15 protein-coding genes are annotated in these 15,567 nt (G+C 52.9%); 7 read left to right on the top strand and 8 right to left on the bottom strand.

Going from position 1 to position 15,567, the window contains the following annotated elements:
- Positions 1-3: 3 nt before the first annotated feature.
- The 5 genes from hypB (at position 4) to flhA (ending at position 5,419) form a co-directional block, all read left to right on the top strand.
- The gene (hypB, locus tag LG381_RS09385; RefSeq protein WP_000337678.1) at positions 4-876 is read left to right on the top strand and encodes a hydrogenase nickel incorporation protein HypB; all 873 of its coding nucleotides are present in this window, start codon (positions 4-6) and stop codon (positions 874-876) included.
- Entirely contained in the window at positions 867-1,139 is a 273-nt protein-coding gene (gene hypC / locus LG381_RS09380; RefSeq protein ID WP_000334881.1) for a hydrogenase 3 maturation protein HypC, read from the top strand. The genes hypB and hypC overlap by 10 nt, the downstream gene beginning before the upstream one ends.
- Positions 1,139-2,260 (top strand): hydrogenase formation protein HypD, encoded by a 1,122-nt coding sequence (hypD, locus tag LG381_RS09375; RefSeq protein ID WP_105289916.1) that lies wholly within the window; start codon positions 1,139-1,141, stop codon positions 2,258-2,260. The genes hypC and hypD overlap by 1 nt, the downstream gene beginning before the upstream one ends.
- Positions 2,257-3,267, top strand: coding sequence for a hydrogenase maturation carbamoyl dehydratase HypE (gene hypE, locus LG381_RS09370; protein WP_001059917.1), 1,011 nt, complete (start codon positions 2,257-2,259; stop codon positions 3,265-3,267). The genes hypD and hypE overlap by 4 nt, the downstream gene beginning before the upstream one ends.
- A gap of 73 nt (positions 3,268-3,340) precedes the next feature.
- A complete protein-coding gene (gene flhA / locus LG381_RS09365) occupies positions 3,341-5,419 on the top strand; it encodes a formate hydrogenlyase transcriptional activator FlhA (protein ID WP_024212650.1) in 2,079 nt (692 codons plus the stop codon).
- A 38-nt stretch (positions 5,420-5,457) separates the two neighbouring features.
- Here flhA and LG381_RS09360 read toward each other — a convergent pair whose 3' ends face one another.
- A complete protein-coding gene (locus LG381_RS09360; protein ID WP_000015504.1) occupies positions 5,458-5,811 on the bottom strand; it encodes a nitrous oxide-stimulated promoter family protein in 354 nt (117 codons plus the stop codon).
- A 285-nt stretch (positions 5,812-6,096) separates the two neighbouring features.
- On the opposite strand from LG381_RS09360, the gene mutS reads away from it, so the two are divergent.
- Together mutS and pphB are read left to right on the top strand one after the other, a co-directional pair.
- Positions 6,097-8,658: a DNA mismatch repair protein MutS gene (gene mutS, locus LG381_RS09355; protein ID WP_225762328.1), complete on the top strand. Its 2,562-nt coding sequence runs from the start codon at positions 6,097-6,099 to the stop codon at positions 8,656-8,658.
- A 105-nt stretch (positions 8,659-8,763) separates the two neighbouring features.
- Positions 8,764-9,420, top strand: a complete 657-nt coding sequence (gene pphB / locus LG381_RS09350) for a protein-serine/threonine phosphatase (RefSeq protein ID WP_225762327.1) — start codon at positions 8,764-8,766, stop codon at positions 9,418-9,420.
- Between the two features lie 202 nt (positions 9,421-9,622).
- On the opposite strand, the gene rpoS is transcribed toward pphB, so the two are convergent.
- The 7 genes from rpoS to ispD all read right to left on the bottom strand — a co-directional run bounded on the left by rpoS (position 9,623) and on the right by ispD (position 15,555).
- Complete coding sequence (gene rpoS / locus LG381_RS09345) at positions 9,623-10,615, bottom strand: RNA polymerase sigma factor RpoS (RefSeq protein WP_000081550.1); 993 nt, start codon at positions 10,613-10,615, stop codon at positions 9,623-9,625.
- Between the two features lie 62 nt (positions 10,616-10,677).
- Entirely contained in the window at positions 10,678-11,817 is a 1,140-nt protein-coding gene (gene nlpD / locus LG381_RS09340; RefSeq protein WP_175118829.1) for a murein hydrolase activator NlpD, read from the bottom strand.
- A 140-nt stretch (positions 11,818-11,957) separates the two neighbouring features.
- The gene (pcm, locus tag LG381_RS09335; protein ID WP_000254703.1) at positions 11,958-12,584 is read right to left on the bottom strand and encodes a protein-L-isoaspartate O-methyltransferase; all 627 of its coding nucleotides are present in this window, start codon (positions 12,582-12,584) and stop codon (positions 11,958-11,960) included.
- Positions 12,578-13,339 carry a 5'/3'-nucleotidase SurE gene (gene surE / locus LG381_RS09330; protein ID WP_032226071.1) on the bottom strand — a complete coding sequence of 254 codons (762 nt, stop codon included), beginning with the start codon at positions 13,337-13,339 and terminating at the stop codon, positions 12,578-12,580. Before surE ends, pcm begins: the two co-directional genes overlap by 7 nt.
- Positions 13,320-14,369, bottom strand: coding sequence for a tRNA pseudouridine(13) synthase TruD (gene truD, locus LG381_RS09325; protein WP_225762326.1), 1,050 nt, complete (start codon positions 14,367-14,369; stop codon positions 13,320-13,322). The genes surE and truD overlap by 20 nt, the downstream gene beginning before the upstream one ends.
- Complete coding sequence (ispF, locus tag LG381_RS09320) at positions 14,366-14,845, bottom strand: 2-C-methyl-D-erythritol 2,4-cyclodiphosphate synthase (RefSeq protein ID WP_001219242.1); 480 nt, start codon at positions 14,843-14,845, stop codon at positions 14,366-14,368. The genes truD and ispF overlap by 4 nt, the downstream gene beginning before the upstream one ends.
- On the bottom strand, positions 14,845-15,555 hold the full coding sequence (gene ispD / locus LG381_RS09315; RefSeq protein WP_225762325.1) for a 2-C-methyl-D-erythritol 4-phosphate cytidylyltransferase: 711 nt from the start codon (positions 15,553-15,555) through the stop codon (positions 14,845-14,847). The genes ispF and ispD overlap by 1 nt, the downstream gene beginning before the upstream one ends.
- Between the last annotated feature and the right edge of the window lie 12 nt (positions 15,556-15,567).

The following is a 15,567-nucleotide window of genomic DNA, read 5'->3' as shown; positions in this document are numbered from 1 at the left end:
GCGATGTGTACAACATGCGGTTGCGGTGAAGGCAACCTGTATATCGAGGGTGATGAACATAACCCTCATTCCGCGTTTCGTAGCGCGCCTTTTGCCCCGGCTGCACGCCCGAAGATGAAAATCACCGGCATTAAAGCGCCTGAATTTACCCCCAGCCAGACCGAAGAGGGCGACCTGCATTACGGTCATGGCGAAGCAGGCACACACGCGCCGGGCATGAGCCAGCGCCGGATGCTGGAAGTCGAAATTGACGTGCTGGACAAAAATAATCGCCTGGCTGAACGTAACCGCGCGCGTTTTGCTGCCCGTAATCAACTGGTGCTCAACCTGGTATCCAGCCCCGGTTCCGGTAAAACCACGCTGCTGACGGAAACCTTAATGCGCCTGAAAGACAGCGTTCCGTGCGCGGTGATTGAAGGCGACCAGCAAACCGTGAACGATGCCGCACGTATTCGCGCTACCGGCACGCCAGCGATTCAGGTGAACACCGGTAAAGGTTGCCATCTTGACGCACAGATGATCGCCGACGCCGCGCCGCGTCTGCCACTGGACGATAACGGTATTCTGTTTATCGAAAACGTCGGCAACCTCGTATGCCCGGCCAGCTTCGATCTGGGTGAAAAACATAAAGTTGCGGTGCTTTCCGTTACCGAAGGCGAAGACAAACCGCTGAAATATCCGCATATGTTTGCCGCCGCCTCGCTGATGCTGCTCAACAAAGTTGACCTGCTGCCGTATCTCAATTTCGACGTTGAGAAATGCATCGCCTGCGCCCGCGAAGTCAATCCAGAAATTGAAATCATCCTCATTTCCGCCACCAGCGGCGAAGGGATGGACCAGTGGCTGAACTGGCTGGAGACACAGCGATGTGCATAGGCGTTCCCGGCCAGATTCGCACCATTGACGGCAACCAGGCGAAAGTCGACGTCTGCGGCATTCAGCGCGATGTCGATTTAACGTTAGTCGGCAGCTGCGATGAAAACGGTCAGCCGCGCGTGGGCCAGTGGGTACTGGTTCACGTTGGCTTTGCCATGAGCGTAATTAATGAAGCCGAAGCGCGCGACACCCTCGACGCATTACAAAATATGTTTGACGTTGAGCCGGATGTCGGCGCGCTGTTGTATGGCGAGGAAAAATAATGCGTTTTGTTGATGAATATCGCGCGCCGGAACAGGTGATGCAGTTAATTGAGCATCTGCGCGAACGTGCTTCACATCTCTCTTACACCGCCGAACGTCCTCTGCGAATTATGGAAGTGTGCGGCGGTCATACCCACGCCATTTTTAAATTCGGCCTTGACCAGTTGCTGCCGGAAAACGTTGAGTTTATCCACGGTCCGGGCTGCCCGGTGTGTGTACTGCCGATGGGCAGAATCGACACCTGCGTGGAGATTGCCAGCCATCCGGAAGTGATTTTCTGTACCTTTGGCGACGCCATGCGCGTACCTGGAAAACAGGGGTCACTGTTGCAGGCAAAAGCGCGCGGTGCCGATGTGCGCATCGTTTACTCGCCAATGGATGCGTTGAAACTGGCGCAGGAGAACCCAACCCGCAAAGTGGTGTTCTTCGGCTTAGGGTTTGAAACCACCATGCCGACCACCGCCATCACCCTGCAACAGGCAAAAGCCCACGATGTGCAGAACTTTTACTTCTTCTGCCAGCACATTACGCTTATCCCCACGCTGCGCAGTTTGCTGGAACAACCGGACAATGGCATTGATGCGTTCCTCGCGCCGGGCCACGTCAGTATGGTTATCGGCACCGATGCCTATAATTTTATCGCCAGCGATTTTAATCGTCCGCTGGTGGTCGCTGGTTTCGAACCACTTGATCTACTACAAGGCGTGGTGATGCTGGTAGAGCAGAAAATAGCGGCCCACAGCAAAGTAGAGAATCAGTACCGGCGAGTGGTGCCAGATGCGGGTAATTTGCTGGCGCAACAGGCGATAGCCGACGTGTTCTGCGTCAACGGCGACAGCGAATGGCGTGGCCTTGGGGTGATCGAATCCTCAGGCGTGCATCTGACGCCGGATTATCAGCGATTTGACGCTGAAGCGCATTTCCGCCCGGCACCGCAGCAGGTTTGCGATGACCCACGCGCGCGCTGTGGCGAAGTATTGACGGGCAAATGTAAGCCGCATCAATGCCCGCTGTTTGGTAACACCTGTAATCCTCAAACCGCATTCGGCGCGCTGATGGTCTCCTCTGAAGGAGCGTGCGCCGCGTGGTATCAGTATCGTCAGCAGGAGAGTGAAGCGTGAATAATATCCAACTCGCCCACGGCAGCGGCGGCCAGGCGATGCAGCAATTAATCAACAGCCTGTTTATGGAAGCCTTTGCGAATCCGTGGCTGGCAGAGCAGGAAGATCAGGCGCGTCTTGACCTGGCACAACTGGTGGCGGAAGGCGACCGTCTGGCCTTTTCCACCGACAGTTACGTCATTGACCCGCTGTTCTTTCCTGGTGGCAATATTGGCAAGCTGGCGATTTGCGGCACGGCGAATGACGTGGCGGTCAGCGGCGCAATTCCACGCTATCTCTCCTGTGGATTTATCCTTGAAGAAGGATTGCCGATGGAGACGCTGAAAGCCGTGGTCACCAGCATGGCTGAAACTGCCCGTGCGGCTGGCATTGCTATTGTCACCGGCGATACCAAAGTGGTGCAGCGTGGGGCGGCAGATAAACTGTTTATCAACACCGCAGGCATGGGCGCGATCCCGGCAAATATTCACTGGGGTGCACAAACCCTGACCGCCGGCGATGTATTGCTGGTTAGCGGTACGCTCGGCGACCACGGTGCGACTATCCTTAACTTGCGCGAACAATTGGGGCTGGATGGCGAACTGGTCAGCGACTGCGCGGTGCTGACGCCGCTGATTCAGACGCTGCGAGACATTCCCGGCGTGAAGGCGCTGCGCGATGCCACCCGTGGTGGGGTGAATGCGGTGGTTCATGAGTTTGCGGCAGCCTGCGGTTGCGGCATTGAACTTTCAGAAGCTGCGCTACCGGTTAAACCTGCCGTGCGCGGCGTTTGTGAGCTGCTGGGGCTGGACGCCCTCAACTTTGCCAACGAAGGTAAGCTGGTGATTGCCGTAGAGCGTAACGCGGCTGAGCAAGTGTTGGCGGCGCTGCATTCCCATCCACTAGGACAGGATGCGGCGTTAATTGGCGAAGTGGTGGAACGTAAAGGTGTTCGTCTCGCAGGGCTTTATGGTGTGAAACGAACTCTCGATCTACCTCACGCCGAACCGCTGCCTCGTATATGCTAATAAAAACCTAAAGCTCCTATAATTTGTCATTTACCTTTTGCACCGCTTAGCGGTGCTTTCCTGGAAGAACAACATGTCGTATACACCGATGAGTGATCTCGGGCAACAAGGGTTGTTCGACATCACTCGGACACTATTGCAGCAGCCCGATCTGGCCTCGCTGTGTGAGGCTCTTTCGCAACTGGTAAAGCGTTCTGCGCTCGCCGACAACGCGGCGATTGTGTTGTGGCAAGCGCAGACTCAACGTGCGACTTATTACGCGTCGCGTGACAAAGAACCCCCTATAAAATACGAAGACGAAACCGTTCTGGCACATGGGCCGGTGCGCAGCATTTTGTCACGTCCTGATACGCTGCATTGCAGCTACGAAGAATTTTGTGAAACCTGGCCACAACTGGCCACAAGCGGGCTATACCCTAAATTTGGTCACTATTGCCTGATGCCACAGGCAGCGGAAGGACATATTTTTGGCGGCTGTGAATTTATTCGTTATGACGATCGCCCGTGGAGCGAAAAAGAGTTCAATCGCCTGCAAACCTTTACGCAGATTGTTTCTGTTGTCACCGAGCAAATTCAGAGTCGCATCATCAACAATGTCGACTACGAACTGTTATGTCGGGAACGGGATAACTTCCGCATTCTGGTTGCCATCACCAATGCGGTACTCTCCCGCCTGGACATGGACGAACTGGTCAGCGAAGTGGCGAAAGAGATCCACTACTACTTCGACATTGACGATATCAGCATCGTCTTACGCAGCCACCGCAAAAACAAACTCAACGTCTACTCCACTCACTATCTCGATAAACAGCATCCCACTCACGAACAGAGTGAAGTTGATGAGGCCGGAACCCTCACCGAGCGCGTATTTAAAAGCAAAGAGATGCTGCTGATTAATCTCCACGAGCGGGATGATTTAGCCCCCTACGAACGCATGTTGTTCGATACCTGGGGCAACCAGATCCAGACGCTGTGCCTGCTGCCGTTGATGTCTGGCAATACCATGCTGGGCGTGCTGAAACTGGCACAGTGCGAAGAGAAAACATTTACCACCACCAACCTGAGTTTGCTGCGCCAGATTGCCGAACGAGTGGCAATCGCCGTGGATAATGCCCTCGCCTACCAGGAAATCCACCGTCTGAAAGAGCGGCTGGTTGATGAAAACCTTGCCCTGACGGAACAACTCAACAAAGTGGATAGTGAATTTGGCGAGATTATTGGTCGCAGCGAAGCCATGTACAGCGTGCTTAAACAAGTTGAAATGGTGGCGCAAAGCGACAGTACCGTTCTGATCCTCGGTGAAACTGGCACGGGTAAAGAGCTGATTGCCCGCGCAATCCATAATCTCAGTGGGCGTAATAATCGTCGCATGGTGAAAATGAACTGCGCCGCCATGCCTGCCGGATTACTGGAAAGCGATCTGTTTGGTCATGAACGTGGTGCCTTTACCGGTGCCAGCGCCCAGCGCATCGGTCGTTTTGAACTGGCGGATAAAAGTTCGCTGTTCCTCGATGAAGTGGGCGATATGCCACTGGAGTTACAGCCAAAGTTGCTGCGCGTATTGCAGGAGCAGGAGTTTGAACGCCTCGGCAGCAACAAAATCATTCAGACAGACGTGCGTTTAATCGCCGCAACTAATCGCGATCTGAAAAAAATGGTCGCCGACCGCGAGTTCCGTAGCGATCTCTATTACCGCCTGAACGTCTTCCCGATCCACCTGCCGCCGTTACGCGAGCGCCCGGAAGATATTCCGCTGCTGGCGAAAGCCTTTACCTTCAAAATTGCCCGCCGACTGGGGCGCAATATCGACAGCATTCCTGCCGAGACACTGCGCATATTGAGCAACATGGAATGGCCGGGTAACGTGCGCGAACTGGAAAATGTTATTGAGCGTGCGGTACTGCTGACTCGCGGTAATGTTCTACAACTCTCTTTACCCGATATCTCACTGCCAGAACCCGAAACGCCGCCTGCTGCAACGGTCGTCGCTCAGGAAGGCGAAGATGAATATCAACTGATTGTTCGCGTATTAAAAGAGACGAACGGCGTAGTCGCGGGTCCGAAAGGCGCTGCGCAACGTCTGGGGTTAAAACGCACCACCCTGCTGTCACGGATGAAGCGGCTGGGAATTGATAAAGCGGCGTTGGTTTAATCGTCTGGAGTGCCGGACAGGAAGATCTATCCGGCACGCTATTCACGTGGTTTCTTCGGGCGATACTTTTCCGGCAATTCCGGCACCGGACGCTTATCATCAATCAGATGACGCACGGTTAAGATCGGATGACGCCACAGCATTCGCGGCCCCGCCCAACGCATAATCTGTTTCATCTCCTCACGCTTTGCTGGCTGATAACAGTGAACCGGACACTGCTTACAGGCTGGTTTCTCTTCGCCGAACACACATTTATCCAGCCGCTTTTGCGCGTAAGCAAACAGCGCATCGTAATGCCCCGGCTCCGCTGACGCCTGCGGGCATTGCGCTTGATAAAGATCGATCATTCTTTTAATCGTCAGTTTTTCACGAGAGATACGCTTACCGGACATGCTGCCTCCACACTCTTAAGGTGCATTTATATTACAACTTAAATGTAAAGGGGACTATGGCTCTGAAGGAGAAGGTTTCTTCAACCAGACAATGTTGCGCCCCTTTTCCACAGCCAACAAGCAAACGCTGCAAAGCAGCATTTTTCCCGGAACCGACATCAAGAACTCACCTTTCGTGTCTTCCCCTGAAATGATTAACTCCGGTATCATGTGCGCCTTATGTGATTACAACGAAAATAAAAACCATCACACTACATTTAACATCAGGGAACCGGATCTAACTCCATGAGTGTAATAGAAAATTTCGACGCCCATACTCCGATGATGCAGCAGTACCTCAAGCTGAAAGCCCAGCATCCTGAGATCCTGCTGTTCTACCGGATGGGTGACTTTTACGAGCTGTTTTATGACGACGCAAAACGAGCATCGCAGCTGCTGGATATTTCACTGACTAAACGCGGCGCATCTGCGGGCGAGCCGATCCCGATGGCGGGTATTCCCTACCATGCAGTGGAAAACTATCTCGCCAAACTGGTGAATCAAGGTGAGTCGGTTGCGATTTGTGAACAAATCGGCGATCCGGCTACCAGCAAAGGGCCGGTTGAGCGCAAAGTTGTCCGTATCGTCACGCCGGGCACGATCAGCGATGAAGCCCTGCTACAGGAGCGTCAGGACAATCTGCTGGCAGCTATCTGGCAGGACAGCAAAGGTTTCGGTTATGCGACGCTGGATATCAGCTCCGGCCGTTTTCGCCTGAGCGAACCGGCTGACCGCGAAACGATGGCGGCAGAGCTGCAACGCACCAATCCGGCGGAACTGTTGTATGCAGAAGATTTCGCCGAGATGTCGTTGATTGAAGGTCGTCGCGGCCTGCGTCGTCGCCCGCTGTGGGAGTTTGAAATCGACACCGCGCGCCAGCAGTTGAACCTGCAATTTGGCACCCGCGATCTGGTCGGTTTTGGCGTCGAGAACGCGCCTCGTGGGCTTTGTGCTGCCGGTTGTCTGTTACAGTATGCGAAAGATACCCAACGCACGACCCTGCCGCATATTCGCTCTATCACTATGGAACGTGAGCAGGACAGCATCATTATGGATGCTGCGACGCGTCGTAACCTGGAAATTACCCAGAATCTGGCGGGCGGCGCGGAAAATACATTGGCTTCCGTGCTCGATTGCACCGTCACGCCGATGGGTAGCCGTATGCTGAAACGCTGGCTGCATATGCCGGTGCGCGACACCCGTGTGTTGCTTGAGCGTCAGCAAACTATTGGCGCATTGCAGGATTTCACCACCGAGTTACAGCCGGTACTCCGGCAGGTCGGCGATCTGGAGCGTATTCTGGCACGCCTGGCGTTGCGTACCGCTCGCCCGCGCGACCTTGCTCGTATGCGTCATGCCTTCCAGCAACTGCCGGAACTGCGTGCACAGCTAGAAAATGTCGATAGTGCACCAGTACAGGCGCTGCGTGAAAAAATGGGCGAATTTGCCGAACTGCGCGACCTGCTGGAGCGAGCAATCATCGACACGCCACCGGTGCTGGTGCGCGACGGTGGCGTCATCGCTCCAGGCTATAACGAAGAGCTGGATGAGTGGCGTGCGCTGGCTGACGGTGCGACCGATTATCTGGAGCGTCTGGAAATCCGCGAACGTGAACGTACCGGTCTGGACACTCTGAAAGTCGGCTTTAATGCGGTGCACGGCTACTACATTCAAATCAGCCGTGGGCAAAGTCATCTGGCGCCAATTAACTATATGCGCCGCCAGACACTGAAAAACGCCGAACGTTACATTATTCCGGAGCTGAAAGAGTACGAAGACAAGGTACTGACTTCAAAAGGTAAAGCACTGACGCTGGAAAAACAGCTTTATGAAGAGTTGTTCGACCTGCTACTGCCGCATCTGGAAGCGTTACAACAGAGTGCGAGCGCGCTGGCAGAACTGGACGTGCTGGTAAATCTGGCAGAACGCGCATATACCCTGAACTACACCTGCCCGACCTTTATCGATAAACCCGGCATTCGTATTACCGAAGGTCGCCATCCGGTGGTTGAACAGGTGCTGAATGAGCCGTTTATCGCTAACCCGCTGAACCTGTCACCGCAGCGACGGATGTTGATCATCACCGGTCCGAACATGGGCGGTAAAAGTACCTATATGCGCCAGACCGCGTTGATTGCGCTGATGGCGTATATTGGCAGTTACGTACCGGCACAAAAAGTCGAGATTGGGCCGATCGATCGCATCTTCACCCGTGTTGGCGCAGCGGATGATCTGGCTTCCGGACGTTCAACCTTTATGGTGGAGATGACCGAAACCGCTAATATTCTGCATAACGCCACCGAGTACAGTCTGGTATTGATGGATGAGATTGGGCGCGGAACGTCGACTTACGATGGCCTGTCGCTGGCGTGGGCATGTGCCGAAAATCTGGCGAATAAAATTAAAGCGTTGACGCTGTTTGCTACCCATTACTTCGAGCTGACTCAACTGCCGGAGAAAATGGAAGGCGTCGCCAACGTGCATCTCGATGCGCTGGAGCACGGAGACACTATCGCCTTTATGCACAGCGTACAGGACGGCGCGGCGAGTAAGAGCTACGGTCTGGCGGTTGCTGCGCTGGCAGGTGTACCGAAAGAGGTGATCAAACGTGCGCGACAGAAACTGCGTGAGCTGGAAAGCATTTCGCCGAATGCTGCCGCTACACAGGTAGATGGTACGCAAATGTCGCTACTTTCTGTGCCGGAAGAAACCTCGCCAGCGATCGAAGCACTGGAAAACCTCGATCCAGATTCACTGACTCCGCGTCAGGCGCTGGAGTGGATTTATCGCTTGAAGAGTCTGGTGTAAAAATAATTCCCGATAGCCTTTTACTATCGGGAATATTAACGACAACTGACGAATCTAATAAAAATACCCTGTATAATAGTAGAGATTATTTTACAGGGTAAAATCATGCCATCAACACGCTATCAAAAAATTGATACTCATCACTATCGCCATATATGGGCTGTTGGTGATATTCATGGTGACTATCAATTATTACAATCCCGTTTGCATGAATTATATTTTTGTCACGAAACAGACTTACTTATTTCCACAGGCGATAATATTGATCGTGGGTCGGAGAGTCTTAATGTGCTACGCCTGTTAAATCAGCCCTGGTTTACCTCCGTGAAAGGTAACCATGAAGCGATGGCACTTGATGCATTCGCGACTGGTGATGGCAATATGTGGTTAGCCAGCGGCGGTGACTGGTTCTTTGATTTAAATGATTCAGAGAAAAAAGAAGCAATAGATCTGTTACTGAGATTTCATCATCTCCCGCATATTATCGAATTGAGTAACGATTTTATAAAATATGTCATCACACATGCAGATTATCCGGGTAATGAATATCACTTTGGCAAAGAAATCGCGGAAAGCAAATTACTCTGGCCTGTTGATCGCGTGCAGAAGTCGCTTAATGGCGAGTTACAAAAAATAAACGGTGCTGATTATTTTATATTTGGACATATGATGTTTGATAACATTCAGACATTCGCTAACCAGATTTATATTGATACCGGATCGCCGAAAAGCGGACGGTTATCGTTTTATAAAATTAAATAATTAATCCAGTCAGGATAAGGATCATCTCTGGTTCAGATCCGCTATTGCCAATATCGGTCATGAATTTCTTCATAAAGACATCGGGTTTCGCACACCAGTTTACTGTCAGAAGTCGGCGTCACCATCAACGCTATTCAGGACGGATCATACAAAAGAAAAAGGCCAGCCTCACTTGAGACTGGCCTTTCTGACAGATGCTTGCTTATTCGCGGAACAGCGCCTCGATATTCAGCCCCTGAGTCTGCAAAATCTCACGCAGACGGCGCAGGCCTTCAACCTGAATCTGGCGAACACGTTCACGAGTGAGGCCAATTTCACGACCTACATCTTCCAGTGTTGCCGCTTCGTACCCCAGCAAACCGAATCGACGTGCCAGCACTTCACGCTGTTTGGCGTTCAGCTCGAACAGCCATTTGACGATGCTCTGCTTCATATCGTCATCTTGCGTGGTGTCTTCCGGACCGTTCTCTTTTTCATCGGCCAGAATGTCCAGCAACGCTTTTTCGGAATCACCGCCCAGAGGGGTGTCTACCGAGGTAATGCGCTCGTTAAGACGAAGCATACGGCTGACGTCATCAACTGGCTTATCCAGTTGCTCTGCGATCTCTTCCGCACTCGGTTCGTGGTCCAGTTTATGGGACAACTCACGTGCGGTTCGCAGGTAAACGTTCAGCTCCTTTACGATGTGAATCGGCAAACGAATAGTACGGGTTTGGTTCATAATCGCCCGTTCGATCGTCTGGCGAATCCACCAGGTTGCGTATGTTGAGAAGCGGAAACCACGTTCCGGGTCAAACTTCTCAACCGCGCGGATAAGCCCCAGGTTGCCCTCTTCGATAAGATCCAGCAAAGCCAGACCACGATTGCCATAACGGCGGGCAATTTTTACCACCAGACGTAAGTTACTCTCAATCATCCGGCGGCGGGAGGCAACATCTCCACGCAGTGCGCGACGCGCAAAATAAACTTCTTCTTCGGCCGTTAACAGTGGCGAATAACCAATCTCACCAAGGTAAAGCTGAGTCGCGTCCAACACACGCTGTGTGGCACCCTGCGATAACAGTTCCTCTTCGGCCAAATCGTTATCACTGGGTTCCTCTTCTACTAAGGCCTTTTCGTCAAAAACCTCAACTCCGTTCTCATCAAATTCCGCATCTTCATTTAAATCATGAACTTTCAGCGTATTCTGACTCATAAGGTGGCTCCTACCCGTGATCCCTTGACGGAACGCTCAAGCAACAGCCTGGTTCCGCCGAATTATCGCTGCGGCAAATAACGCAGCGGGTTTACGGATTTCCCCTTGTAACGAATTTCAAAATGCAAGCGTGTTGAACTGGTTCCGGTGCTACCCATGGTTGCTATTTTTTGCCCCGCCTTCACTTCTTGTTGTTCCCGGACCAGCATTGTGTCGTTATGGGCGTAGGCACTCAGGTAATCATCATTATGTTTGATGATAATCAGATTACCGTAACCGCGCAGCGCATTACCGGCATAAACAACGCGGCCATCTGCGGTCGCGGTAATTGCCTGTCCTTTGCTACCTGCGATATCAATCCCCTTATTGCCCCCCTCAGAAGCGCCAAAGGTTTCAATCACTTTGCCCTCAGTTGGCCAGCGCCAGGTGGAGATAGGCGTGCTGGTTGATGTACTGCTGACAGTCGGCTCGGTTGTGCTTGCTGTTGGCACCGTTACAGGCGCTGTGACCGTGGTCGCAGTTGGCTTGTTGTTCGGCAACATTTTGTTAGCACTCTGTTCACCCGAAGACTCAGAATACGTAATTGTCGGTTGCGACGCAACAGCAACGGTGGAATTTTGTGCAGGCTTGATCACAACTCCTTGCTCTGCTGCATCCGCCTGGGTAATGGCATTTCCGCCAGTAATCGGCGTACCGGAGGCGTTGCCAACCTGCAAGGTCTGACCGACGTTCAACGCGTATGGTGCCTGAATATTATTGCGCTGAGCGAGGTCACGGAAATCGTTGCCGGTGATCCAGGCGATATAGAAAAGTGTGTCGCCTTTTTTCACGGTATAGGTACTGCCGCTATAACTGCCTTTCGGAATATTCCCGTACTGGCGGTTGTAGACGATACGCCCATTTTCCATTTGCACCGGTTGCTGAGCGACAGGCTGTACCGGTTGGATTTGTGGTTGTTGTGTAGACTGAATTTGTGGCTGCTGTACCGGCTGAATTTGCGGTTGCTGCGTTGTAGACGTCGTCCCCATTTTCGGCGGTGGCGTAATCAACATACCTGAATTGGTATTTGCCGGCGCATTGCCATTAACGGAACTAACTGGTGCCGGTGGATTCGATGTGTCAGAACAGCCAGCCAGCCATAGCGAAACCAGTGACAAAGCCGCAATACGGCGAACGGTGAATTTTGGGCTTCCCGCGCTCATTTATCCCCCAGGAAAAAATTGATTAATAACCAGTGACATAATTACCGTGCAAGGCACCCTACTGAACACTGGAAAAGATGTTCACGATACGCTGACTTGCTGCAAAATAACCAGGAAAATTCCGGGTATTTCCTCGCAATTCAAGCCAGCTCCCCCTTCACTAAGGGGACAAAGCGCACGGCCTCTACGGTATCGATAATAAATTCGCCCCCACGACGACGCACCCGTTTCAAATACTGGTGCTCTTCCCCGACCGGCAAGACGAGAATCCCGCCTTCATCCAGTTGCGTCATTAGCGCAGTAGGAATTTCGGGCGGTGCCGCCGTTACAATGATAGCGTCAAACGGCGCACGTGCTTGCCAACCTTGCCATCCATCGCCGTGACGGGTTGAAACATTATGTAAATCAAGATTTTTCAGGCGACGTCGCGCCTGCCACTGCAAGCCTTTAATCCGTTCGACCGAACATACATGCTGGACAAGATGCGCCAGGATTGCCGTTTGATATCCCGAACCAGTGCCGATTTCCAGCACCCGCGACTGCGGCGTCAGTTCAAGTAATTCGGTCATTCGCGCCACCATATATGGCTGCGAAATTGTCTGCCCCTGACCTATCGGCAACGCGATATTATCCCAGGCCTTTTGTTCAAACGCTTCATCAATGAATTTTTCACGCGGCACGGCGGCGAGTGCATTCAGCACCTGCTCATCCTGAATACCTTGCGCACGTAATTGATCCAGAAGTGCTTGTACGCGTCTGCTTACCATTGCGTGCCAACTCCCACGCTGTTTAACCAGTCTGAAACCACATCTTGCGCGCTATGCGCAGTTAAATCCACATGCAGCGGCGTGATGGAGACATAGCCCTCATCTACCGCAGCAAAATCGGTCCCCGGACCGGCATCACATTTACCGCCCGGTGGGCCAATCCAGTACAGCGTATTGCCGCGCGGATCTTGCTGCGGGATCACCTGATCTGCCGGATGTCGTGTACCGCAGCGAGTGACACGGATACCTTTAATCTGCTCCAGTGGTAAATCCGGTACGTTAATATTGAGAATACGCCCGGTACGCAGCGGCTCTTTACACAGTGCGCGCAAAATGGAACACGTTACCGCCGCAGCAGTGTCATAATGTTTATGTCCATCAAGCGAGACAGCCAGCGCCGGAAAACCTAAATGACGGCCTTCCATCGCGGCGGCTACCGTACCGGAATAGATAACATCATCCCCCAGATTGGGGCCGGCGTTAATGCCCGAAACCACAATATCCGGACGTGGACGCATTAGTGCGTTCACGCCAAGATAGACGCAGTCGGTCGGGGTTCCCATTTGCACAGCGATATCACCATTTTCAAAGGTAAACGTTCGCAGGGAGGATTCCAGCGTCAGGGAATTTGAAGCGCCGCTGCGGTTACGATCGGGGGCAACCACCTGAACGTCAGCAAACTCACGCAAGGCTTTCGCCAGCGTTTGTATACCGGGTGCATGTACCCCGTCATCATTACTCAGCAATATGCGCATAATCACCTGTTGTGTTGATAAGTTCCCTGACAACGCTGGTCGCAAAACTTCCCGCCGGAAGCCAGAAACGGATTTCTACGGTGACGTCATCCCACCAGTTCCAGCTTAATTGTTGCGGATATAACAGCATCGCTCTGCGCGCGGCTTCAACTTTTTCGCGCAGCAGCAAAACTTGTAATTCAGTTTCGTCGGCTATCGCCGCTTGTTCGAATGCCAGCGCCTCACGTTGGGTTCCCCACTCGCCGCTACCGGGCAAAGCTGCGGTAATCATCAGCTCTTTATCGTTGACGCGACGCTGTAATTCCGCCAGTTCTTCGTGAGTTGCAACAAACCAACTGCCGCGCCCGGCTAATTGTAGCGCATCGCCGTCAACAACTTGATTAACTTCTGCTTTTTTGAGGCGCTCAGCAACAATCTGATTAAACAACGCACTACGTGCTGCCGACAACCAAAAGCTGCGTTTATTGCGATCGCGTACCGGAGTATTGGTTTGCGCCCAGCGCAGCGCGCCCTGCAAGTTACTACCGCCAATACCGAAACGCTGCGCGCCAAAGTAGTTCGGTACACCTTTTACGCAAATATCGATCAGACGTTGTTCAACGTCATCGCGATTGCTCACTTCGCGTAGTACCAGGGTAAAGGCGTTGCCTTTCAGCGCCCCTAAACGCAGTTTACGCTTGTGGCGCGCATACTCCAGCACCTGACAACCTTCCAGTTGAAACGCGCTCAGATCGGGCATCTCTTTGCCCGGAACGCGAGCGCATAACCACTGTTCCGTCACTGCATGTTTGTCTTTCTGCCCGGCGAAGCTGACTTCACGCGCATGAATTTTCAGGAATTTCGCCAGCGCGTCAGCCACAAAACGGGTATTGCAGCCGTTTTTAAGAATGCGCACCAGAATATGCTCACCTTCACCATCAGGCTCAAAGCCCAAATCTTCCACCACCACAAAGTCTTCCGGATTGGCTTTCAGCAGCCCGGTGCCTTGCGGTTTACCGTGGAGGTAAGTGAGATTATCAAACTCAATCATTTTGTTGCCTTAATGAGTAGCGCCACCGCTTCACAGGCAATCCCTTCCCCACGTCCGGTAAATCCAAGTTTTTCCGTAGTAGTGGCTTTCACGTTAACATCATCCATATGGCAGCCGAGATCTTCGGCAATAAACACGCGCATTTGTGGAATGTGCGGCAGCATTTTCGGTGCCTGAGCGATGATAGTGACATCGACGTTGCCGAGGGTATACCCCTTCGCCTGAATGCGTCGCCAGGCTTCACGCAGCAGCTCGCGGCTGTCTGCTCCTTTAAATGCCGGATCGGTATCCGGAAACAGTTTGCCGATATCCCCCAGCGCCGCTGCACCAAGCAATGCATCGGTCAACGCATGGAGCGCCACGTCGCCATCAGAATGCGCCAGCAGCCCTTTTTCGTAAGGGATGCGCACACCACCAATGATAATTGGGCCTTCGCCGCCAAAGGCGTGTACGTCAAATCCGTGTCCAATTCGCATTATGTATTCTCCTGATGGATGGTTCGGGTGAGGTAAAATTCGGCAAGCGCCAAATCTTCCGGGCGCGTGACTTTAATGTTATCCGCACGGCCTTCGACCAGCTGCGGATGAAAACCGCAGTATTCCAGCGCCGAGGCTTCATCGGTAATGGTAGCGCCTTCATTTAATGCACGCGTCAGGCAGTCATATAACAGCTCACGAGGGAAAAATTGCGGCGTCAACGCGTGCCATAGGCCGTTGCGATCAACAGTATGAGCAATGGCATTTTTGCCCGGTTCGGCACGTTTCATGGTATCACGCACCGGCGCAGCGAGAATGCCCCCCGTGCGACTGGTTTCGCTCAACGCCAACAGACGCGCAAGGTCATCCTGATGCAGGCAAGGGCGAGCGGCGTCATGCACCAACACCCACTGCGCGTCGCCAGCGGCTTTCAGACCTGCCAGCACGGAATTAGCACGCTCTTCACCACCGTCAACAACGGTGATCTGCGGATGATTTGCCAGAGGAAGTTGTGCAAAACGACTATCGCCAGGGCTTATAGCAATGACGACACGTGTCACCCGGGGATGCGCCAGCAGCGCATGTACCGAGTGTTCAAGAATGGTTTGATTACCGATTGAGAGATATTGCTTAGGACATTCCGTTTGCATTCGGCGGCCAAATCCGGCCGCCGGAACCACGGCGCAAACATCCAAATGAGTGGTTGCCATGTTAATTCCTGG

The sequence above is a fragment of the Escherichia sp. Marseille-Q3837 genome (assembly GCF_916618735.1).
In the GTDB taxonomy this organism is placed as follows: Bacteria; Pseudomonadota; Gammaproteobacteria; order Enterobacterales; family Enterobacteriaceae; genus Escherichia; species Escherichia ruysiae.
This window is presented reverse-complemented; position numbering and strand designations above follow the sequence as displayed.